This is a genomic window from Mucilaginibacter sp. dw_454, from assembly GCF_018449775.1.
In the GTDB taxonomy this organism is placed as follows: Bacteria; Bacteroidota; Bacteroidia; order Sphingobacteriales; family Sphingobacteriaceae; genus Mucilaginibacter.
Window position 1 is genome coordinate 103818 of sequence record NZ_JAAVVB010000007.1, and the last position, 20846, is coordinate 124663.

At 43.8% G+C, this 20846-nt stretch carries 25 protein-coding genes; 14 read left to right on the forward strand and 11 right to left on the reverse strand.

Annotated features, from left to right (window positions below; all coding sequences use genetic code 11):
- The first annotated feature begins 225 nt into the window (after positions 1-225).
- Complete coding sequence (locus HB679_RS18325; protein WP_214073473.1) at positions 226-423, forward strand: DUF2283 domain-containing protein; 198 nt, start codon at positions 226-228, stop codon at positions 421-423.
- Here the strand turns inward: HB679_RS18325 and HB679_RS18330 are convergent, their stop codons facing one another.
- Together HB679_RS18330 and HB679_RS18335 are read right to left on the reverse strand one after the other, a co-directional pair.
- Positions 424-1653 carry a pitrilysin family protein gene (locus HB679_RS18330; protein ID WP_214073474.1) on the reverse strand — a complete coding sequence of 410 codons (1230 nt, stop codon included), beginning with the start codon at positions 1651-1653 and terminating at the stop codon, positions 424-426.
- 89 nt (positions 1654-1742) lie between these two features.
- Positions 1743-2381 (reverse strand): hypothetical protein, encoded by a 639-nt coding sequence (locus HB679_RS18335; protein ID WP_214073475.1) that lies wholly within the window; start codon positions 2379-2381, stop codon positions 1743-1745.
- A gap of 107 nt (positions 2382-2488) precedes the next feature.
- Here HB679_RS18335 and HB679_RS18340 point away from each other — a divergent pair, with 107 nt between their 5' ends.
- Together HB679_RS18340 and hpt are read left to right on the forward strand one after the other, a co-directional pair.
- Complete coding sequence (locus HB679_RS18340) at positions 2489-2707, forward strand: hypothetical protein (protein WP_214073476.1); 219 nt, start codon at positions 2489-2491, stop codon at positions 2705-2707.
- Positions 2708-2737: 30 nt separating this feature from the next.
- The gene (hpt, locus tag HB679_RS18345) at positions 2738-3277 is read left to right on the forward strand and encodes a hypoxanthine phosphoribosyltransferase (RefSeq protein WP_214073477.1); all 540 of its coding nucleotides are present in this window, start codon (positions 2738-2740) and stop codon (positions 3275-3277) included.
- A 124-nt stretch (positions 3278-3401) separates the two neighbouring features.
- On the opposite strand, the gene HB679_RS18350 is transcribed toward hpt, so the two are convergent.
- From HB679_RS18350 to HB679_RS18370, 5 genes are all read right to left on the reverse strand, one after another.
- Positions 3402-4499 carry a Nif3-like dinuclear metal center hexameric protein gene (locus HB679_RS18350; RefSeq protein WP_214073478.1) on the reverse strand — a complete coding sequence of 366 codons (1098 nt, stop codon included), beginning with the start codon at positions 4497-4499 and terminating at the stop codon, positions 3402-3404.
- A 49-nt stretch (positions 4500-4548) separates the two neighbouring features.
- Complete coding sequence (locus HB679_RS18355; protein ID WP_214073479.1) at positions 4549-5028, reverse strand: SseB family protein; 480 nt, start codon at positions 5026-5028, stop codon at positions 4549-4551.
- A 112-nt stretch (positions 5029-5140) separates the two neighbouring features.
- Entirely contained in the window at positions 5141-5506 is a 366-nt protein-coding gene (locus HB679_RS18360; protein WP_214073480.1) for a TM2 domain-containing protein, read from the reverse strand.
- 162 nt (positions 5507-5668) lie between these two features.
- The gene (locus HB679_RS18365) at positions 5669-5974 is read right to left on the reverse strand and encodes a DUF2752 domain-containing protein (protein WP_218625333.1); all 306 of its coding nucleotides are present in this window, start codon (positions 5972-5974) and stop codon (positions 5669-5671) included.
- Complete coding sequence (locus tag HB679_RS18370; RefSeq protein ID WP_214073481.1) at positions 5967-6377, reverse strand: DUF4199 domain-containing protein; 411 nt, start codon at positions 6375-6377, stop codon at positions 5967-5969. The genes HB679_RS18365 and HB679_RS18370 overlap by 8 nt, the downstream gene beginning before the upstream one ends.
- A gap of 215 nt (positions 6378-6592) precedes the next feature.
- Between HB679_RS18370 and mfd the strand changes: the two genes are divergently transcribed.
- Together mfd and HB679_RS18380 are read left to right on the forward strand one after the other, a co-directional pair.
- A complete protein-coding gene (gene mfd / locus HB679_RS18375) occupies positions 6593-9946 on the forward strand; it encodes a transcription-repair coupling factor (protein ID WP_214073482.1) in 3354 nt (1117 codons plus the stop codon).
- 126 nt (positions 9947-10072) lie between these two features.
- On the forward strand, positions 10073-10822 hold the full coding sequence (locus HB679_RS18380) for a C4-type zinc ribbon domain-containing protein (protein WP_214073483.1): 750 nt from the start codon (positions 10073-10075) through the stop codon (positions 10820-10822).
- A gap of 61 nt (positions 10823-10883) precedes the next feature.
- On the opposite strand, the gene HB679_RS18385 is transcribed toward HB679_RS18380, so the two are convergent.
- Entirely contained in the window at positions 10884-11954 is a 1071-nt protein-coding gene (locus tag HB679_RS18385; RefSeq protein ID WP_214073484.1) for a PA0069 family radical SAM protein, read from the reverse strand.
- Between the two features lie 199 nt (positions 11955-12153).
- On the opposite strand from HB679_RS18385, the gene HB679_RS18390 reads away from it, so the two are divergent.
- From HB679_RS18390 to HB679_RS18425, 8 genes are all read left to right on the forward strand, one after another.
- Positions 12154-13230, forward strand: a complete 1077-nt coding sequence (locus HB679_RS18390) for a metallophosphoesterase (protein ID WP_214073485.1) — start codon at positions 12154-12156, stop codon at positions 13228-13230.
- A 49-nt stretch (positions 13231-13279) separates the two neighbouring features.
- On the forward strand, positions 13280-13903 hold the full coding sequence (locus HB679_RS18395) for a thiamine phosphate synthase (protein WP_214073486.1): 624 nt from the start codon (positions 13280-13282) through the stop codon (positions 13901-13903).
- A 2-nt stretch (positions 13904-13905) separates the two neighbouring features.
- Positions 13906-14475, forward strand: coding sequence for a thiamine pyrophosphokinase (locus HB679_RS18400; RefSeq protein ID WP_214073487.1), 570 nt, complete (start codon positions 13906-13908; stop codon positions 14473-14475).
- 117 nt (positions 14476-14592) lie between these two features.
- Positions 14593-15624, forward strand: coding sequence for a DUF6515 family protein (locus HB679_RS18405; RefSeq protein WP_214073488.1), 1032 nt, complete (start codon positions 14593-14595; stop codon positions 15622-15624).
- A gap of 95 nt (positions 15625-15719) precedes the next feature.
- Positions 15720-16322, forward strand: coding sequence for a flavodoxin family protein (locus tag HB679_RS18410; RefSeq protein WP_214073489.1), 603 nt, complete (start codon positions 15720-15722; stop codon positions 16320-16322).
- A gap of 61 nt (positions 16323-16383) precedes the next feature.
- Positions 16384-17160, forward strand: coding sequence for a molybdate ABC transporter substrate-binding protein (gene modA / locus HB679_RS18415; protein WP_214073490.1), 777 nt, complete (start codon positions 16384-16386; stop codon positions 17158-17160).
- Between the two features lie 8 nt (positions 17161-17168).
- A complete protein-coding gene (gene modB, locus HB679_RS18420; RefSeq protein WP_214073491.1) occupies positions 17169-17840 on the forward strand; it encodes a molybdate ABC transporter permease subunit in 672 nt (223 codons plus the stop codon).
- Positions 17837-18454, forward strand: coding sequence for an ATP-binding cassette domain-containing protein (locus HB679_RS18425; RefSeq protein WP_214073492.1), 618 nt, complete (start codon positions 17837-17839; stop codon positions 18452-18454). The genes modB and HB679_RS18425 overlap by 4 nt, the downstream gene beginning before the upstream one ends.
- Positions 18455-18811: 357 nt before the next feature.
- On the opposite strand, the gene HB679_RS18430 is transcribed toward HB679_RS18425, so the two are convergent.
- From HB679_RS18430 to HB679_RS18440, 3 genes are all read right to left on the reverse strand, one after another.
- The gene (locus HB679_RS18430) at positions 18812-19033 is read right to left on the reverse strand and encodes a hypothetical protein (RefSeq protein ID WP_214073493.1); all 222 of its coding nucleotides are present in this window, start codon (positions 19031-19033) and stop codon (positions 18812-18814) included.
- 65 nt (positions 19034-19098) lie between these two features.
- Positions 19099-19374: a hypothetical protein gene (locus HB679_RS18435; RefSeq protein ID WP_214073494.1), complete on the reverse strand. Its 276-nt coding sequence runs from the start codon at positions 19372-19374 to the stop codon at positions 19099-19101.
- A 1-nt stretch (position 19375) separates the two neighbouring features.
- Positions 19376-19945, reverse strand: coding sequence for a sigma-70 family RNA polymerase sigma factor (locus HB679_RS18440; protein WP_214073495.1), 570 nt, complete (start codon positions 19943-19945; stop codon positions 19376-19378).
- Positions 19946-20084: 139 nt separating this feature from the next.
- Between HB679_RS18440 and HB679_RS18445 the strand changes: the two genes are divergently transcribed.
- Positions 20085-20843 carry a DUF1223 domain-containing protein gene (locus tag HB679_RS18445; RefSeq protein WP_214073496.1) on the forward strand — a complete coding sequence of 253 codons (759 nt, stop codon included), beginning with the start codon at positions 20085-20087 and terminating at the stop codon, positions 20841-20843.
- Positions 20844-20846: the final 3 nt, after the last annotated feature.

A 20846-nucleotide genomic window follows, 5' to 3' on the forward strand; every position in this document is an offset into this window, starting at 1 on the left:
CTAAACATGCCAGAGATCAATTGCAATTGCGAGGTATCAAAGAAAGCACAGTACTAGAAATTCTAAATAATCCCGGGCAAATAATAGTTCAAGATGACAAAACGCTCTACCAATCTATAATTACAGAATTTGGAAAGAGCTATTTAATCAGAATTTTTGTTAACCATATAAAGGTGCCGAACTTAGTGATAACGGCGTACAAGACGTCTAAAATAGAAAAGTATTATGAAGGTGACTTATGATAAAGAAGCGAATGCCGTTTACATTCAATTCAAAGACGATATTATCGACGAAAGCGATGAGGATAAAAAAGGCGGCGTAATCATTGATTATGCGGTAGATGGATCAGTGGTGGGAATTGAGGTATTAAATGCATCTGAAAAGCTTTCCCTGCCCGTTAGTTTAGATTACGTAGAAGTTTAGCTATCCCTTAGGCTCAAATAGTAAGGTCATCATTTTACTTTCATCAAATATTTCATTGCTTATTTCAAGCAGTTGCGATGCCGTTACGTTGTTAATTTTCTCGAATAGCTGCGGCAGTGTATCCACATAATTAAAGTCGACCAAACTCTTAGCCATCGATATGATCAAGCTCATGCGGTTCTCTTCTGCTAAGGCAATTTGTCCTATAAACTTCTGTTTATTTTGATGCAGTTGCAGCGTGCCCAGCTTTTGCTCGCGTAACTTTTTGAGTTCTTTATGCACCAGTCGGGCTGCTTTATCGGCCTTCTCGGTATCTGTACCAAAGTAAATGGAGAATATGCCTGTGTCCGTTAGCGCGGTATAGTTAGATTCGATAGTGTAAGCAATGCCATGTTTCTCGCGGATTTCCAGGTTAAGCCGGTTGCTCATACCCATACCACCCAACAGGTTGTTCAATAGCAGTAAACCGGTTTTATTGAGGTGCGATGATGAGTAAGCCGTATTACCAATCACACAATGCGTTTGCGAAATAGGTTTGTGAATGATGTGCTTGCCGACTGTAGTCGCCGTAGGTGTTATGCGATGTTTCTTGGTGTAGTTAGGTTCGATATCGCCAAAATACTTTTGGCCCAGCTTGCTTACCTTATTGAAGTCGTAATCGCCTATTACGGCGAAAATGATCTCGTTAGTATTATAATTTGTGGCGATGAACTGCTGCATATCATCGCGATTTAGCGTGCTGACAGTTTCTGTAGTACCCAAGATATTTTTTCCTATCGGATGATCTTTGAAGAGCAATTCTTCAAAATCATCCATAATAGCTTCTTCCGGCTGATCGAGGTATGATGCCAGTTCATCCTGGATTACGCCACGCTCCTTCTCCAGTTCATCTTCCGGGAAAGTAGAGTGGAATACAATATCCTCAAACAGATCAATCGTACGCTCCAGGTAAGGGTTCAGAAACGATGCATGAATACAGGTGTATTCTTTCGTTGTATAAGCATTCAGATCGGCGCCCACCAGCTCTAAACGGTTCAGTATCTGGGTAGTGCTGCGTCGTTCTGTTTCTTTAAACAGCAGATGTTCGATAAAGTGAGCCAGGCCTTCCTGGTTAGGCAATTCATCGCGAGAGCCTGCGTTCATCAATATACAGGCATGTGTAACCGCCATAGGCGAGTGCTTGTACATAATACGAATGCCGTTGGGTAAAGTATAGAGTTGGTATTCCATCATTAAGGGTATAAAGATAGGTAATTTACACTTACTCAGCTCGTCCGCCTATCCATACTGTCCGGGTGAGAAGCGGACGGACAAGATTATTACGCCTTGCCAACGATAGTACTCCAAACAACAAAGGCAACCAACAGTAGCGCTATTGCTAAAGGCACCCAAATAAGCCTGGCCCGGTAGAAGGTTGAATTACCTATAAACATGGGCCAGAATATAGCGTTAATAATTATTGCGGCGGCTATACCAAACACGAAGCCCAAATCGCCGGGCGAGTTTGGATTTAACTTTAAGGTTAACAATATCTGGAAGGCCAAAAAACATCCCCCAAAAAGCAAGGTAAGTAAGGCCCCTTTGGTATTTTTAATTTTAAACAAATTGATGGCTACCATCACCGCACCAAACACCACACTGAAAAGAACCGTAAAAACGTACACCGCACGTTTTGAATAGAAAGAAGGTGCGTCAGGATCTTCAACAATACAATTCTTGTAGCTATTGCTAAACAGGCCAAATCCATTGTCGGTAGTTGCCGATGCATTATCGCGTTGTGCCTGTATATCCTGGCTGATCACCTGTAACTCTTCGTCGCCAAAAACCCTACCGCGGCTCTGTAGTTCTGTCAGGGAGGCTTCAATAGTTTCGGGCAAATATTTTTGGCGATTATCTATACGCTCTTCCAGTTCCTGGTCGGTGCGCTTCGAGGCGTAGAAATTAAAATGGTCATCCATTGGGTGATATGTTCAGTGTTTAAATGTAATAATTTATTAATTAGCCTGTTGTTAAGTGGCTAATTTGTTATTTTGATTATACCTTGTTAACAGCTACATTTACTTTCATGAACTTCCTAGACAAGCACCCAATAATCTTCAAAATATTTTTGGCGGTTATCGTCCTTAGCGCATTGCGTAACCTAACTCATCTGAAAGAGACAGTCACGTCGACAGAGGATGTTGCTTATAAAACTGGTATGCTTACCGCTTTGGTGCTCAAGTTGGTCGTTATTGTGAAAATGTCACAGCATCTATTTAATAACCGTAAGGTTAACGCGGCGTAACATCCGCAATTCATAATCTGCCCGTACCTCATGAACATTAAAATAGCCGACTTAGCGTTTGAGCCGTTAATAACAGCCGACACCATACAAACCCGTATCAAAGAAATTGCTGTTGACCTAAATAAAGACTATGCCGACAAAGCCCCCGTATTTGTAGGCGTATTAAACGGCTGCTTTATGTTTATGGCCGATCTGCTAAAAGAAATTACTGTACCCTGCGAGGTTGCTTTTACCAAACTATCATCATACCATGGCGGCGTAACCAGTACCCGCCGCATCCGCGACGATTTTGATTTACTGACCGATATTACCAACCGCCACGTAATCCTGGTTGAGGATATTGTAGATACCGGCAATACGCTCGACTATTTAGTCGCCAAGCTTAGCCATCGCAAGCCGGCTTCAATTACCGTTGTGGCCTTGCTGCTCAAACCCGATGCTGTCGAATATCCTGTCGAAGAATTGAAGCATGTCGCATTCCAGATACCTAATGAGTTTGTAGTAGGTTACGGGCTTGACTATATGGAGTTAGGTAGAAATTTGAATGGGATTTATAAAAGGGTGGTGTAACGCTTATCTCCAAATTTGTCATTCTGAGCATAGCGAAGAATCTTATACAATTTATGGGTTAACGTTCAGCTTATCGCGCGTATAAGATCCCTAGCTATGCTCAGGATGACAAACGCTTTATTATCTACATAAAATACTTAACCGGATTGGTATTCACACTCGTCAACCGCAAAGGCAGCTCACCGAAGCGTTCGTGGATCATATCGTAAAGCAATTGTTGAGTAAACTGCTCGCTTTCAAAATGGCCTATATCGGCAATAATGATCTTGCCATCGGCATCAAAAAACTCATGGTATTTATAATCGGCAGTAATAAAAATATCGGCGCCGGCAGCAATAGCATTCTTCAACAAAAACCCACCCGAGCCACCACATACTGCAACCTTCTTGATCTGTTTCCCCGTAAGTGCGGTATGGCGTATTACATGCGCATGCATTTTTTCTTTGAGGTGATATAAAAACTCTTCGGCATCCATATGCTGGTCCAATTCGCCCAGCATACCTGCGCCTATCTGCTGGTGTTGATTGGTTAGCGCGTACAGGTCATAAGCCACTTCTTCATAAGGATGCGCCAGCATCAACGCCATCAGTATTTTACTTTCTAAGTTAGCTGGATATACCGTTTCAATACGTGTTTCGCGCTCGGTATGGCGTACACCGGGCTCGCCAACGTAAGGGTCGCTATCTTCATTGCCTTTAAAGGTCCCTGTGCCATCGGCATTAAAGCTGCACTCGCTGTAATTACCAATGTTACCCGCTCCGGCATGGAACAGGGCATTACGCACCTGGTCGACATGGCTTGTTGGCACATAGGTTATCAGCTTTTTAAGAATGCCATGTTTAGGCGCTAAGATCCGCAGGTTTTCCAGCCCTAACGTTTCGCAAATTCGACCATTAACACCAGGCAGCACACTATCCAGGTTAGTGTGTATGGCATACAATGCTATGTTATGGCGGATGGCTTTCTCTACCACGCGCTCTACGTATGTTTTGCCATTGAACTTTTTCAGCCCCTTAAAAACAATCGGATGATGCGATATAATTGCCTGGCAATTGGTAGCTATGGCTTCATCAACAACCGCTTCTACACAATCCAGCGATATCAGCACCTGGTGGATTTCCTGATCAGGATGACCGACGATCAGGCCGGCATTGTCATAGTCTTCCTGGTAAGCCAGTGGGGCTATAGTTTCAAGGTAGGCGGTAAGTTGCGATAGTTTCATTCGATTTGAATTTAAGTGACAGCCGCCACTGTATGATGTAGAAAAGCGTTTAAAAAACGTTTTTTAAATACCACTCCATTTGTTCCCTGTAAATAACCCAACCGTCTGAACCTGGATTAATTACTATTCCTTTTCGACTCGGTTGTCCTAATATAAAATTAATGGTCCAGTTAATATCTAAGACTACTGTTCTGAGATCATCCCTATTATCTTTAAAATTAAGGTCGATCTCTGAGGCATCAGAAAACAAGGGTTGAAACCATTCGTCAGCTTTATCCTGTATGCCTACAAGGTTTACAAGCTGATCTTTGTCAAGCCCTGCTTTCCCCAGTATCTGAGCATAGGACATGCCATCCGTTGTAATTAAAGCCATAAAGTTAGCACATTTAATTTCTGTTATTACTTTACGCCCATAATACTCTGTTTTATAAAGACGATACTTTTCGAACGCTGTCTTTAGTGCCGGATTTTCAATAGCCGTGTCAAAATCAACAGGCTTTCGTTTCTTCGGATTAATCCAAAATGTCATAGCGTAAAAATATCAAAAACCTATAAACAAGTAAAGACGCAAATGTCTTTTGCGTCTTCACGTTCCAATATGTATGATAGATCGAAGTACTTTACAGTACCTCTACGTAATATTAGTGACTCATTTTAGCCAGGTTGAAGCTTTCGAAAGCCATTTTCTGGTTAAATTCTAAAGCCAGTTTCTTGTGGTTCACCAGATCGACAATTGAACCGATAAAGCATAAACCTGCGGTGAATAAATACAGGATACCCATGCCAATTTCGCCAATCATGAATCTTTGAAATCCTGGTACCAGGAAAGTACCTATCAAACAAAAGATCAGCATGTCTTGCGGACTTTTACGTTTGCCTGAGTAAATCATAAAGAAATACTTTTTTTGCTCGTCGTTTAAACCGGCGGTAGCTTGTTGTAATAAACCTAATTCTTCGGCGCTAATGCCTGCTAGGCTCATATAAGGATTGGTGTTTTGGAAGTCCATGACGTTTAGTTTTTAGTGATTGTTTATTGTTTACGATTCAAAACTAATATAGGATTAAATTTTAGCCAACGCAAAATGGGCAGGCACAATAAAGTACTCGGTTAAGCGGGGGAATTGGGCGGTGAAAATGCCGGGGAAATTTAGAATATCGGTGAATACCGGCTATACATCGAAAGTATAAACATTTTCGGGCCTTAAGGCACGTCGCCCCAAAACAAAAATGCGATAGCTAATAATAAGCAATGCAGGGACACCAAACCAGTGCGCATGCCAGGATTTAATAAGATTACCGTGCAATAACCACGAAATAGAATGACCTATGCCACAGCCCGGGCACCACGTTACGCCCATTAACTTTAAGGGACATAACGTGTATTGCGAAGCTGCGGATGGATTTGTTGCCGCTAATGCTACGATAGCGGCTATCCAGAAAAGAAGTTCGAAATTATTTTTTAAAAATCTAATCAACTTTATTTGACTTGTTGGCCCATACCAAAGATACGCCTAAAGCCGACAATAAACCAATTAACAAAGCGCCAAACATACGGCCCGAGAAAGCCATTACGTTGCCGCCAGTAGGCTGTATATAGTTAACGTATACTATACCTACAAAAACGGCCAGTATACCACCAAACAACAATATTTTAAAGCTTTGAACCAGCGCTTCCAGGAAACCCATTTTTCCGGCAAGATCATTGTCGCGATAGCTTTTTATACCGAAAAATAATCCTATAACCGGTATCAGGATAGATAGGTATTCATAAGGAGCGGTTTGATCGTCACGGGTATCATACCCCATGGCATGGGTAATAAAAAGCCAGGCTGCACTTAGCACGCCAATTACAAAGCCCCATATTAATGCATTTTTCATCTTCGTAGTATTAGGTTAATTGGTGAGTTTAATTTAATTACGTATTAACAACAAGATACGTTATTTAAACTATCATAAAAAGAGTTTAAGTGTCGATTTTGTTTTATCGGGCTGATATTTTAGTGTCTGACAAGGCCAAACAAAAGCTGTCAAATTACTGTAAGTAGCAAGCGGGCGTTTAATAAACCCGCCATTTTAACTATCTTTGCAACGTTTTGAACATCCGTGATATATTAGAAAGATATAAAGCTGATGACAGGATTAAGGCGCTTGCTACGGCTCTCAACGCGTCAAAAAATCCAAGGATACAGCTTCGTGGTTTGGTCGGATCGGGTGATGCGACCATGGCGGTAGCATTGTATTTTTTGCAGCACAAGCACATGGTGTTTGTATTGCCAGAGCGCGAAGAAGCCGGCTATTTCCAGGCCGATCTTGAAAATCTCACAGGTAAGGAGGTCCTGCTATTTCCCTCATCATACCGCAAACCCTTTGAATTTACCCAGCCCGACAGCAGCAATGTTTTAGCGCGCGCCGAGGTTTTAAATGAACTGAATCATTCCACAGAATTTGGCCAGCTGATTGTGACCTACCCCGAGGCTTTGGCCGAAAAGGTGATAGACCGTGCGTCGCTGGAAAAAAACACATTGGAGATCTCGGTCGGCAATAAGCTCAGCATAGATTTTATCAATGAATTTTTGGTCGATTATGATTTTGACCGCGTTGATTTTGTATATGAGCCGGGCCAGTTCTCTATTCGCGGTGGTATAGTAGATATTTTCTCATTCTCGCATGAACTGCCTTACCGGGTTGAGTTTTTTGGCGATACCATTGAGTCTATTCGCACTTTTGAGATTGAAAGCCAGTTATCTGTTGAGCAGGTGAAGAGCATCACCATTGTACCCAACGTACAATCTAAGTTTCTGACTGAAAGTAATATTTCTTTGCTGGAATATATTGATGCCGATACCCAGGTTTGGATCAAGGATGTGCAGTTTACGTTCGACATTATCCAATCGGGCTTTAAAAAGGCTACGCAATTGTGGCAAGCCTTATCTGCTGATGAAAAGAATAAAAATCCGGATTGGATAGACCCTAAGTTTGCTTTTACTGACGAAAAATTAATTGCCGACCAGCTCCATGACTTTGCAATTGTCGAGTTTGGCAAGCAGTTTTTTTACCAAGCCGATACCGCAATAAATTTTGATTTGCGGCCGCAGCCATCTTTCAACAAAGACTTTTCGCTTCTCATTCATAATTTTAAAAATAACGAAGCCGAGAAGATCGAGAATTATATCCTGACCGATTCGGCACGCCAGGTGGAGCGCCTTTACGCCATTTTGGATGATATGGACAAAACGGTGAAATTTACACCGGTTAGCATTTCCATCCGAGAAGGTTTTATCGATCGCGATCAGAAATTGGCTTGTTATACCGATCACCAGATCTTTGATCGCTATTATAAATACAAACTCAAAAAGGGCTATCAGCGCTCGCAGGCCATCACCCTAAAGGAACTGCGTGAACTAAAGCCCGGCGACTATGTCACCCACATCGATCATGGTATAGGCAAATATGCCGGCCTTGAAAAAGTTGAAGTAGCAGGCAAACAGCAGGAAATGATTCGCCTCATTTATGCCGATAACGATTTGCTGTATGTCAACATCAACTCGTTAAACCGCATATCAAAATATAGTGGTAAAGAAGGCACCGTACCCAAAATGAATAAGCTGGGTACCGATGCCTGGGACAAGCTGAAGAAAACCACAAAAAAAAAAGTTAAAGACATAGCCCGCGATCTGATCAAGCTTTATGCCTTGCGCAAAGCGCAGGAAGGTAATGCTTTTTCGCCGGACAGTTACCTTCAAACAGAACTAGAGGCATCTTTCATTTACGAAGATACCCCCGACCAGGAAAAAGCCACCAACGATTTCAAGAAAGACATGGAATCGCCGCACCCAATGGATCGTTTGATCTGTGGTGACGTGGGTTTTGGTAAAACCGAGGTTGCCATACGGGCAGCATTTAAAGCCGTTGCTGATAGTAAGCAAGTAGCCATACTGGTGCCAACAACTATTCTGGCGGCGCAACATTATAAAACCTTTAGCGATCGCCTGAAGGGCTTCCCTTGCAATATTGATTATGTTAATCGTTTTAAATCAAGCAAGCAGATCAAGGATACTTTAGAGAACCTGAAGAATGGTAAGGTAGATATCATCATAGGTACGCATCGACTGGTAAGCAAAGACGTGAAGTTTAAGGACCTGGGTCTGATGATCATCGACGAGGAGCAAAAATTTGGCGTTAGCACCAAAGAAAAGCTAAAGCAAATGCGCGCAAACGTAGATACGCTAACTTTAACAGCTACGCCGATACCACGTACGCTACACTTCTCTTTAATGGGCGCGCGCGATCTTTCTATCATATCAACCCCACCGCCCAACCGCCAGCCGGTAGTTACCGAGCTGCATGTGTTTAATGATAAACTGATTAAAGACGCCGTTGCTTTTGAGCTGGAACGTGGTGGTCAGGTTTTCTTTATCCATAACCGGGTGCAGGATTTGCCGCAATTAGGCGGTATGATCCATAAGCTGGTTCCGGGTGCGCGGGTAGGTATTGCACACGGCCAGCTGGAAGGCGATGCGCTGGAAGACGTGATGTTGAAATTTGTGAATCACGAGTATGATGTACTAGTGGCTACCACAATCATCGAAGCTGGTTTGGATATTCCTAACGCTAATACTATCATCATCAACCACGCGCACATGTTTGGCCTGAGCGATTTACACCAGATGCGCGGCCGTGTGGGCCGGAGCAATAAAAAAGCTTATTGTTACTTGTTAAGTCCGCCGCTTTCGACATTGACTAATGAAGCCCGTAAACGTTTGAGCGCTATTGAGGAGTTCAGCGATCTGGGCAGCGGTTTCAACGTAGCCATGCGCGATCTGGACATCCGCGGTAGCGGTAACTTGCTTGGTGCCGAACAAAGCGGTTTTATTGCCGAGATAGGCTTCGAGATGTATCATAAGATTTTGGATGAAGCCATTCATGAGTTGAAAGACGAAGAGTTTAAAGGCTTATTTCCCGAAGATAAACCTCGTCCATACATCAGCTTTACCCAGATTGATACCGACCTGGAGATCTTGATCCCTAATGAATATGTGACCAGCCTTTCTGAACGATACAATTTATATTCAGATCTATCTAAATTAGAAAACGAAGCCGAATTGCAAGCTTTCCAACAACAGCTGCATGACCGCTTTGGGCCTATCCCAACCCAGGTTAATGACTTGCTGAATACCATGCGTTTGCAATGGCAGGGTAAGGCTATCGGGTTTGAAAAGATTTCCTTGAAAAAGGGCGTGCTGCGAGGTTATTTCATTGCTAATCAACAGTCTGCTTATTTTGAGTCGCAGGCCTTTCGTAATGTATTAACCTTTGTACAAACTAATCCGCGCCGTACTAATTTAAAAGAAGTGAAGAATACATTACGTTTAAGTATTGATGGCGTTCAAAGCATTGATGAAGCTGTTGAATTGTTGAACGGAATGATGGCCGTAGAGGCAGTATAGCCATAATATCCACCTACCTATTCCTTGAAAAACAGCAATTTACAATTGAATTATAAAATATTTTAAAAAATTTGTATCTTTGCCATCCGTTTATAAAAATAAATAAGTATAAATCCCGTCAAAATAATGGAACAAACCGTAGAACAAAAGCTTCAAGCGTTATACGAATTACAAACCATCCACACTAAAATTGATAAAATCCGCCAGGTAAGGGGTGAGCTTCCAATGGAAGTTGCCGACCTGGAAGATGATGTTGCCGGTTTAGAAACTCGTATACAAAAAATTAAAAGCGAGCTTGATGATCTGGAGGATGATATTGTTACCCGTAAAAACCTGATCAAAGACGCCCAGGCTAATACAAAAAAATACGAAACTCAACTTAACGAGGTAAAAAACAACCGCGAGTATGATGCTATCTCTAAAGAGATTGAAATTCAAGGTTTAGATATACAGGTGAGCGAGAAAAAAATTCGTGAATATGGTTTTGAGATCACTTCAAAAACCCAGGTTTATGAAAAAGCGTTGGCTGATTTAGAAGCTCGTAAAAGCGACTTAGACGCTAAAAAACAAGAGTTAGGCACCATTACTGCCGAAACTGAAAAAGACGAGAACGAGTTAACTACATTAGCTGATGCTGCCGTTAAAAACATCGACGAGCGCTTATTAGTTGCTTACAACCGTTTGCGCAAAAACGCTAAAAACGGCTTAGCTGTGGTAACCATCCAACGCGATTCTTGCTCTGGTTGCTTTAACCAGATCCCGCCTCAACGTCAGTCTGATATCCGTCAACGCAAAAAAGTTATCGTTTGCGAGCATTGCGGCCGTATCCTGATAGACGAGCAAATGGCTCTCGAAGCAGAAACTGCAAACGCTTAATTGCATTAAGCATTTAAATAAAAAAGCGCCCCAAACAGGGCGCTTTTTTATTTAACGAGTATCAAAACATACTAGTCTGCTTACCCCCCTTCGGCGCAAACAAACTATAATCATGCATCGGCATTTCCCGGTTTGACAGGAAACGATTACATGCCATTCTAAAAAGCTGATGAATGGAGTTCGCCACCGCACCCTCGCCGCTCATGCGCCGGCCAAATTCGCTGTCATTTAAATTACCGCCGTGACATTCGCGAATCATATTCAAAACTTTGTCTGCGCGATCGGGAAAGGCTTTATGTACCCAATCGGTGAAGATCTCGCCGATGCTCCCATTTAAGCGAACAATCGTAAATCCCGCCGCTAGCGCGCCTCTGTCTGCCGCGGCTTTAATAATGTCGGGTATCTCATTGCTGTTTAACCCTGGGATAATTGGCGCGGCCATTACTCTTACCGGCACTCCTTTTTCTGACATCTTTTGTATTATCCCCAACCTTCCGGTCGCCGTCACTGTGCGCGGCTCCAGCTTTTGCCGTAACGATTCATTGAGCGACGTAATAGAAACATTAACATGCACCAGGTTGAGTTTGGCTAGCTCAGTGATAATGTCCATATCGCGCAAAATCACATTGTTTTTGGTGATGATGCTCACCGGGTTTCGATATTTTAAAAACACCTCCAACAAACTTCGGGTTACTTTGAGTTTACGTTCTATCGGCTGATAGCAGTCTGTATTGCCCGATAACAATATGGCCACCGGCTTATAATTCTTTTTATTAAAGTACTTTTCCAGCAACTCCGCCGCGTTGGGTTTAACAATGAGTTTGCGTTCAAAATCCAGTCCGGCGCTAAAGCCAAAATATTCATGTGTATTGCGGGCATAACAATATATACAGCCATGCTCGCAGCCCTGGTAAGGGTTAATGGAATACATATGGCTCAAGTCGGGGCTATTTGATTCGCTGACGATCTTTTTCGGCGTCTCAATGAAAAGCTGCGTGGTGGTATTTTCCAGCAACGCTTCATCCAATCCTTCGATATGGTCGAGTACATATTTGCGTTTCAGAAACTTGTTATCGGTATTGATCTGCGCTCCACGCCCTTTAAAAAACTCCGGATTTTCCTGGTGACTCATTCATCAAATTTGCTAATATTTTTAGCAAACAACAAGGGTGTTTAAAAATTATTTACACAGCGGGGACTCACCCGATCTACGCTTCGCTGGATCACCCTCTCTTCCGCAAACGGGAAAGAGGGTTGGTAGAGACTTACGAAGTTTTAAAAACTTCGTAAGTCTAACACACACAAAACGTAAAATCTGCTGTTAAACCATCATGCGCAAATTTTTGCAAGGCCTGCTCACTAAACCGGTAATCACACTCGCTAATAAATGGTCGTCGAGGCCAGACAAAAAGCGTGTTGATGCTGCGCTTTCGGCACTTTACCAAAACATTATGCAAAACCCCGGTAAGCGCGGGCGTATTGTAGAGTTTGACGCCGCAAAAGATAAATTCATTATCCTATCAGATCAGCATAAAGGCGCGCGCGATGGGTCAGACATCTTTGCCAAAGCAGCCAACAACTATTTAGCTGCGCTGAATTATTACAACAAAGAAAAATTCTTTTATATTAATCTCGGCGACAGCGAGGAGCTTTGGGAAAACATCTTCTTCACAGTTAAAAAACATAACAAGAAAACGTTCGAGGCTGAGCAGCGCTTCCTGGACCGCGATGCATTTATTAAGATCTTTGGCAATCATGATCTTTATTGGGATAATGACCCGCTGGCTATGGTGAGCCTGGCGCAAATTTATGATCAGCAGACCAAGGTTTATGAAGGGGCTGTGCTGCAAACCACTATCGGCAAAAGCAAACTGGCCATTTATTTAACCCACGGGCATCAGGGCGATTTGCAAAGCGATGGCAATTGGTTCAGTAAATGGTTTGTGTCTGATATCTGGGCGCCGTTTCAGTCTTATTTGCATATCAACCCCAACACGCCATCTAACAACGACACGCTAAAGACTGAACACAACAAAATGATGTATGAGTGGAGTGCCAAACACAAAAACATCATATTAATTACCGGGCATACGCACCAGCCAGTGTTTCGATCCCTTACCGAGTTGGAAGTTTTATACGAAAAGCAAAAGGCCGCTCAAGGAAAAGAAGCCGACGAGCTACAGGCCCAGATTGATAAGCTGCATTTAAAAACTTCTCGTCCGCCAGATTTTAAGGGTTACCTGGATACTTATTTTAATAGTGGTTGTTGTTGTTTTGACGATGGCGACATCACCGGCATTGAAATAGCTGAAGAACGCATCCGTTTGATTAAATGGGCATACCATGGCAAAAAGAGCGTGCGTAGGGTATTAGAAGAAGCTTGCCTGAAAGATTTGAAGCTACACTGACCTATTTTGCATTTGCATTGTTTATTTTCGATGTCGATAACCTGCCTGAATGAAAAAATACATCTCAAAATTCCATTATCTTACACAAGACCTTTCAAATCGCAGCCACATTGAACAAGTACAAGTAGCTTGCCAGGCCGGTGCCAATTGGGTACAATACCGTTGTCTTACTAAAAACGAGGAGGAGTTAGTTAACGAAATAAGCCAAATAGCGGTTATTTGCGACGATTGGGGTGCCACACTAGTTGTAACTAATCACTACCATTTATTGGATAGGGTTGATGTACAAGGCGTACATATCGAAGATCTGGATGCTGATTTAATGGCCATCCGCGCAAAGATTGGCGAGGACAAAACGTTAGGCGCATCAGCAACAAACATTAAAGGTTTACAGGCGGTACAGGCATTGGGCGTGGTTGATTATTGCGGTTATGGCCCATTTGGGCACACTACTACCAAAGTGAATGACAAACCATTATTAGGTTTTGAGGGATATCAGCAATTAGAAAAAATGATGGTTGATATACCAGTGATTGCTGTTGGCGGCATCGGCATTAATGATGTAGAGCTATTGCTGCAAACGGGCATTTATGGAATTGCTGTATCTTCGGCAGTAAATCTTGCCCCAGATCCGGCGGCAGCCGTAAAGGAGATTTATAAGAAAATCTATTAAATATGTCATCGCACCACATCGTCAGAGAAAAACAGGAGCCTGCCCTGTTGGTGTTGAGCCTTGAAGGGTTTGATGATGAGCAATTGGGTCAATTATTAGAGTGGAGTCCAACTTTGCTGGTTACGCCGTTAGTGGCCGAACAACTAAATGCCTTTGGTATTAAAGTGGATTGGATCATTGCTGATGATATTGACAATGAACTGCAATCTGACGTTAAACTACTGCCTACCAATGGAAAACCTGAAAACATTGCCGCGATTGACCATTTGGTCGACAAGGGATACCCTTCGGTAAATATTGTAACAGATCAATTTGATTTGGCCCAATACCAGCCTTATGTCAATAAAATCAACTTGGTTGTCTTCTATCAGCAGCAAAAAATATATAGTGTTGAATCGGGTTTTAGCAAGTGGAAGCCTGCAGGTGAACTGATCAAGATCGTATCGCCAGCAAAAAACTTAATAACCAAAGGTTTGGAGGAAACCGGTAAAAACACTTACATTACAGTAGCCGATGGCTTTTTTAGTTTGTATTTTGATGGCGTGGCTGTGTTTATGGCAGAGAGCCTGTAAAAGCGCTCTGCCAAACATACTTGAACAACATGGTTAAACGTTATAATATATTGATTAAACCGTTTGTACCTTTGTAAGTCTAAAATTTACAACCCGCAACGGTATAATATAAAACAGATGAAAAAGATTTATAACAACCTAATCGGAATAAGCTTGGTATCACTATTATGTGCAGGCTTAAGTATTCCGGCCTATGCACAACGCGGCAGCGATCACAGCAGTGGATCTTCGGGCAACAATGGCTCAACCCCACCTCCGGCAGCACCAGCGCCGCGCCCGGCCCCACAAGTTCAGAGGAGCAACCCACAACCGCAGGCTCAACACGGTAGTCCACGACCTCAGCAAACGCAGCGTAGCGGCACACAAAATGCTTATCAACGTCAAGCAGCGGTAAATGCACCGGGCAGTCAGCCACGTGGTGTACAGCATCAAGCTGCGCCAGTATTTACCCGGCCAGATGCGGGTCCGCGTCGTTACCCAACTATTGGCTCTGCCAGGCCTACGTATATTCCACGAGGTAATGGTGGTTCGTACCGTAACGGTTATCGCAGCTATCCGGGTATGCGTTTCGGACATAACTATGTGTCACCACGCCCAGGCGGGTTTTACTTTCAAAACCGCGGCTATTACAGAACTTACTATACTCCGCAATTGGGCTTCAGGATAAACATTTTGCCTCGCGGTTATTATCCGTTTTATTTTGGGCCTGATCAATACTTTTACAGCGACGGATTATACTACCGCCAGGAAGATAACGACTACACCGTTGTTGAACCCCCAATTGGCGCAAGTATTGAAAAACTGCCTGCAAACGCACAGTCTATAGCCATTAATGGGATGCAGTACTATGAATTGAATGGTGTTTATTACCAACCGGTAACCCGCGATGACGGCACCGTAGTTTACCAGATTGCAGGTAAAGACGGCGAGTTGAATATAGACAGTGGCAGCGTTAGCGGCGCCCAGGATGATCTGCCACAAATAGGCGACCTGGTTGATACCCTTCCTGAAGGCTGCAAAATTTTAAAGCTTGCCGGCCAGAAATACTATGTATCGCAAGAAGGCTATTACTTCCAGGATGCGGTTGATACCAATGGCGACAAGGTATTTAAAATTGTAGGTACCCCTACAGACGAACCGGGCAACTAAGACAAAAGATGAATTATATAAAAATGAGGGCGATGGCTTAAGCTATCGCCTTTGTTATTTATAAACATTTGACAGGGCTTGGGGTTGTTTGTGATATGAAGGCACTCGTATTAAACTGCACGCTCAAACCATCGCCCCAACCATCGAATACCGGGGCGTTGGCTACCGAGGTGATCAAGGAACTGGAAAAGCACGGCGCAAAAGTAAAGCTGATCCGCATTGCCGATCATAACGTGATCACCGGCACCAAATCTGATATGGGCGAGGGCGATGCCTGGCCGGCGATATTAGAAGAATTGCTGGACAGCGATATCCTGATCATAGCCACCCCCACCTGGATGGGCACCTTGTCAAGCATGGCCATGAAAGTGATGGAACGAATCAACGGGCTGTATCCCGCCAGAGACCGCTACGGTCGCCCGGTAACCTACAACAAAGTAGCCGGATTCGTAGTAACCGGCGAAGAAGATGGCGCGCGTCACGTAGTTGCCGAATTAGCTCATGGTTTAATGGATGTGGGCTTTACCATAGCACCCCAAAGCTATACCTATTGGAACAACGGCCCCGGCCCTGGCAAGAAGTACCTGGAGTCTGAGTTCCGCAAGGGCTGGTCAATTGAGGTGGCTAAGCTGGTAGCCGGTAATGTTATCGCGGTAGCAAAGGCTTTGAAGAAGACACCTATTCCGGCACCTAAGTAGTAGGCTATTGGCACTATTGTTTCTAATAATTCGTTTTATCTTTACATCTTAGTTGATAACTATGGATCGAAGAAAAACTGTAACAGTAACCTATAAATCGATAGTCTTATTTATTGCCTTTAACTTGCTGCTTTGTGCATCAACATTCGCGCAGGGTTTGAAGGTTGCGGCAGCAGCTAACCTGCAAGCCGTTATCTCCGTTTTACAAAAGGACTTTAAGCAACGTACCAATATCGACATCGAGCCTATCGTCGGTTCATCGGGCAAACTGGTAGCACAGATCAGGAACGGGGCACCTTTTGACGTGTTCCTTTCGGCGGATATGAGCTTCCCTGAATCGTTATACAAAGACGGCTTCTCCACTAAAGCCCCGGTAGTTTATGCCTATGGTAGCCTGGTCATTTGCAGCACTAAAGACATCGGCTTTGAGAACTGGGAGCGCACTCTCCTAACTCCGCGTATATCAAAGATCGCCATTGCTAACCCAGCGGTAGCGCCTTACGGCCTGGCAGCAAGCGAGGTATTGAAGCAAAAAGGCGTACTGGACAACGTGAAAAGCAAGATGGTATATGGCGAGAGCATATCGCAGGTAAACACCTATATCATCACGGGTGTGGTAGACGTAGGCTTTACTACACAGGCTTTATTGAAGGACCCGGCTAACAAGACCCAGTTATACTGGAAGCTCATCGACCCTAAAACCTACTCGCCTATCAAACAGGGCATGGTGATTCTGAAACACGGTGCGGCTAACCCCGATGCAGAGAAGTTCTATAACTACATGCTAAGCGCCGATGCGAAGAAGATCTTCGAAGCTTACGGCTATCGACTTAACTAAACCCATCCATGGACCTGTCACCGATCTGGCTTACCCTTAAACTGGCAACGATAACCACTTCGCTGCTGTTGGTAGCCGGGTTACCTTTGGCCTGGTGGCTGTCTGGCAGGCGCTCCTTTGTTAAGACTATAATAGAGGCTATCATCACTATGCCATTGGTGCTGCCACCGTCGGTACTGGGGTTTTACCTGCTGTTGGCGTTTAGCCCGCAGCATGGTTTGGGTAAGTGGCTGCATGAGGTGTTCGATATCCAGTTCGTGTTTTCCTTTAAGGGCCTGGTGCTGGCCTCCTTTATCTACAGCATGCCCTTTATGATAGGCCCAATTAAGTCGGCGCTACAGCAGCTGCCGGTTTCGCTGGCCCAAGCTTCGTACACGCTGGGCAAAACGCGCTGGCAGACGTTTAAAAGCGTGCTGTTGCCCAATATCAAACCATCCTTGCTTACTGCGGTGGTGCTAACCTTTGCCCATACGTTGGGCGAGTTTGGTGTGGTATTGATGATAGGCGGCAATATCCCTAACGTTACCCGGGTAGCGTCCATCGCCGTTTACGACTCGGTTGAGCAGATGGACTACGCATCGGCCAATACCTACTCGCTCATCCTGTTTGCTATTACCTTTATCATGGTCATCGCTGTGTTCATCTTCAACAAGTACCAGGCTAAATCCCCTTTAGAATGATCAGCATAGCGATAGAGAAGAACCTAAAGGTTTATAAAGGGCGGCACGTGCTGAAGGTCGACCATCAGTTTGCTACCGGTAGCACCACCAAGATCTACGGACCATCAGGTGCGGGCAAGACCACTTTGTTGAAGGTGATTGCCGGACTGATACAGCCGGAGCAGGGCAAGATCATGGTTGGTCAGCAATGCTGGCTCGATACGGCTAACGGTACCAACCTAAGCCCGCAAAAGCGCATGCCTGGCTTTGTCTTCCAGGACTATGCACTGTTTCCCAACATGACCATTGCGGAGCATCTGGCTTACGCTACTTCTGACCAGCAATGGATAGATAGACTGCTCAAGCTAGGCAAGCTGGATACGCTAACAGATCATAAACCCATCCATCTATCCGGCGGACAGCAGCAGCGATTGGCCATTCTGCGGGCACTGGCTATCAAACCCAAAGTGTTGTTGATGGACGAACCATTCTCGGCGCTCGACCCGGAGATGAAGGCTGAACTGATTGCCGGGTTGCGGCTAGTCTTTAAGGAGATCGGCGCTACGGTACTCATCGTGAGCCATAACCCGCAGGAGCTGGATGATTGGGTTGATAACGAGTTATATATCGCCTAAGCCAACACGTTGTTTTGTTTCACGTGTGTATGTAACAGATGAAACAAGTGAAACACTATTTTTATTTAATATTCTGAACGATAGAGTTTTATAAAAAAATAGTGAAACAAAATGAAACAAGTGAAAATGACTTTTAAGTATTTTTTTGTTTCACGACGATGTGGTTTAATTGCACATCTAATCCCCCGTTACGTCATCGCGAACGAGGTACGAGTGTGGCGATCTCCGGCAAAGCGGTCACCTATCGTGTAGAGATTGCCACGCTACGCTCGCAATGACGTGGTTATTATTTTTTTTATGCGGATTAATCACTTAAAACATTTAAAAGGGGCTATAAGCCCCTTTTAATTACATTTTTTACATTTTGCCTGTGTCTTTGGCCATCTTCTTTGGCGCCATTTTTTTGCTCATTTTTTGAGCTGGCTTTTTATCCATTTTACCCATCTTGTCCATTTTACCCATTTTGCCCATTTTGCCGGTGTCGGCAGCCATTGGGCGTAGCGGGCTTGCTTGAAGATTTAAAGAAAAAGTGGTTACGATTGCGCCTGCGATCAGGACTTTTGAAATTAATGTTTTCATTTTTTGTTGTCGTTTAATGTGTTTTAAGGCTTAGTCGCACACCAAACGCAATCCTTACAACAAGCTTAATTTTTATTTAATTCTTCTTCTATACGCTGCTGCAGGCCTTGCTTAAAATCATTATCCAGGTGTTTTTGATCGCTATTGGCGTCGCTAAAAAGCTGTTTCACCATTTGATTGATAACGGCGCTCTGTTTATTGAAGATACGACATACCGAACAGCCATAAAGATGGATGCGTAATTCTATCTTTTCTCGAAATGTAAGTTTGCTTATCAATTTCTTTTCGATCAGAAAAGTAGCTTGCTTGCAGTTGTAAACAATCTTTTTTAACGGTCCCATCTTAAATCCACGTTTTTTGAAGGCAAGCCCTCAGGTTCAATTTAGCACGATGTATGATCACCCAAAAATTAGCCGACGTTACCCTAAGTTCGGTACAAATATTTTCTGTCGACTCGTCTTCTATATGCTTCATAGTAAATACCGCCAGCCAAAGCGCGGGCAATTTTTGCATGCACTGCTGCAAAACGTGCTGAAACTCTTTATTATGTAATGGGTCATGGCCTTCAACTGCCATCTCCCGGGGGTAATGCTCTTCGCGCCAGTGGCCGTCTTCATGAAAAAAGTCTTCCTGCTCATGTACAGCAGCCTTTTCGGCCTTATTGTTAGTTAAACCCGACGAACGTTTGCGATAGATATCGATGATCTTATTTTTCAATATCGCCGTCAGCCAGGTGCGTTCACTGCTTCTGCCCTCAAAGCGATCTACTTTTTCAAGCGCAGCCAAAAACACCTCCTGCACCAGGTCGCGCGCCTGCTCGTCGTCACTGATCCGGCTTAATGCATAGGCATATAAGTAGTCGGCATGGTTATCAACCCATGAATGCGGGTTAAGGGTATTAAGGGTCGACATTTAGTTTCGGTATCTTTATTTGTTAATTAGACGCGGGTATAAGTAAAACCTTACAGATCAAATAAAATTATTAAATTTATTGTAAGGATAAGACCAATCGTCCGACCAAGCACGTATATATCTTTATATTCATTGTATCATGAAAAATATTAAAGCGTCTATCCTTTTAATGAGTTGCCTGTTCGGCCTCACTCTTTCGGCTTCGGCCCATAAACCAAAACCAACGCCCGACAAAGGCTTTGTAGTAGTTGAACTCTTTACCTCCGAAGGTTGCTCCAGCTGCCCGCCGGCTGATGAGCTGGTGGCTAAGGTGCAAAAAGAATATCAAAACCAGCCGGTTTATATTCTGGCTTACCACGTAGATTACTGGAACCGTTTAGGCTGGAAAGACGTTTTTAGCAATGCCGATTATTCTAAGCGCCAAACCGACTATGCAAAAAATCTGCACCTGTCATCAGTATACACGCCGCAGATTGTAGTTAATGGCCAGAAAGAATTTGTAGGGTCAGAGGACGGCACTTTGCACAACGCTATCAAAGCCGGTTTAGGCAAACAGGCATCGGCACAACTCGTTTTGAGCGATATTAAAAGCAACGGCTCGCAGGTAACCGTAAATTACCATACAAACAGTACAGCTAAATACAGCGAAGTTGTTTTTGCCTTGGTACAAAAATCGGCACAAACCAACGTTAAGGCCGGCGAAAATCAAGGACACATTTTATCGCACGTGCAGATAGTGCGCGATTTAAAAAGATCGACCGCTAAAAACGGCAGCAATACTTTGCTGATACCAAAGGGCGTTAACCCGCAAAGCGTGGAAGTGATAGCGTTTATACAAGACACCGCAACTGGCGAAATTATCGGCGCAGCAAAACAGGCTATATTACCGGCTGCTTAACAA

Bases quoted from the DNA above. Each gene is read 5' to 3' on its own strand.
- HB679_RS18325 (WP_214073473.1), top strand. From the start codon at position 226: ATGAAGGTGACTTATGATAAAGAAGCGAATGCCGTTTACATTCAATTC.
- HB679_RS18330 (WP_214073474.1), bottom strand. From the start codon at position 1,653: ATGGAATACCAACTCTATACTTTACCCAACGGCATTCGTATTATGTAC.
- HB679_RS18335 (WP_214073475.1), bottom strand. From the start codon at position 2,381: ATGGATGACCATTTTAATTTCTACGCCTCGAAGCGCACCGACCAGGAA.
- HB679_RS18340 (WP_214073476.1), top strand. From the start codon at position 2,489: ATGAACTTCCTAGACAAGCACCCAATAATCTTCAAAATATTTTTGGCG.
- hpt (WP_214073477.1), top strand. From the start codon at position 2,738: ATGAACATTAAAATAGCCGACTTAGCGTTTGAGCCGTTAATAACAGCC.
- HB679_RS18350 (WP_214073478.1), bottom strand. From the start codon at position 4,499: ATGAAACTATCGCAACTTACCGCCTACCTTGAAACTATAGCCCCACTG.
- HB679_RS18355 (WP_214073479.1), bottom strand. From the start codon at position 5,028: ATGACATTTTGGATTAATCCGAAGAAACGAAAGCCTGTTGATTTTGAC.
- HB679_RS18360 (WP_214073480.1), bottom strand. From the start codon at position 5,506: ATGGACTTCCAAAACACCAATCCTTATATGAGCCTAGCAGGCATTAGC.
- HB679_RS18370 (WP_214073481.1), bottom strand. From the start codon at position 6,377: ATGAAAAATGCATTAATATGGGGCTTTGTAATTGGCGTGCTAAGTGCA.
- HB679_RS18380 (WP_214073483.1), top strand. From the start codon at position 10,073: ATGGAACAAACCGTAGAACAAAAGCTTCAAGCGTTATACGAATTACAA.
- HB679_RS18385 (WP_214073484.1), bottom strand. From the start codon at position 11,954: ATGAGTCACCAGGAAAATCCGGAGTTTTTTAAAGGGCGTGGAGCGCAG.
- HB679_RS18390 (WP_214073485.1), top strand. From the start codon at position 12,154: ATGCGCAAATTTTTGCAAGGCCTGCTCACTAAACCGGTAATCACACTC.
- HB679_RS18395 (WP_214073486.1), top strand. From the start codon at position 13,280: ATGAAAAAATACATCTCAAAATTCCATTATCTTACACAAGACCTTTCA.
- HB679_RS18400 (WP_214073487.1), top strand. From the start codon at position 13,906: ATGTCATCGCACCACATCGTCAGAGAAAAACAGGAGCCTGCCCTGTTG.
- HB679_RS18405 (WP_214073488.1), top strand. From the start codon at position 14,593: ATGAAAAAGATTTATAACAACCTAATCGGAATAAGCTTGGTATCACTA.
- HB679_RS18410 (WP_214073489.1), top strand. From the start codon at position 15,720: ATGAAGGCACTCGTATTAAACTGCACGCTCAAACCATCGCCCCAACCA.
- modA (WP_214073490.1), top strand. From the start codon at position 16,384: ATGGATCGAAGAAAAACTGTAACAGTAACCTATAAATCGATAGTCTTA.
- modB (WP_214073491.1), top strand. From the start codon at position 17,169: ATGGACCTGTCACCGATCTGGCTTACCCTTAAACTGGCAACGATAACC.
- HB679_RS18425 (WP_214073492.1), top strand. From the start codon at position 17,837: ATGATCAGCATAGCGATAGAGAAGAACCTAAAGGTTTATAAAGGGCGG.
- HB679_RS18430 (WP_214073493.1), bottom strand. From the start codon at position 19,033: ATGAAAACATTAATTTCAAAAGTCCTGATCGCAGGCGCAATCGTAACC.
- HB679_RS18435 (WP_214073494.1), bottom strand. From the start codon at position 19,374: ATGGGACCGTTAAAAAAGATTGTTTACAACTGCAAGCAAGCTACTTTT.
- HB679_RS18440 (WP_214073495.1), bottom strand. From the start codon at position 19,945: ATGTCGACCCTTAATACCCTTAACCCGCATTCATGGGTTGATAACCAT.
- HB679_RS18445 (WP_214073496.1), top strand. From the start codon at position 20,085: ATGAAAAATATTAAAGCGTCTATCCTTTTAATGAGTTGCCTGTTCGGC.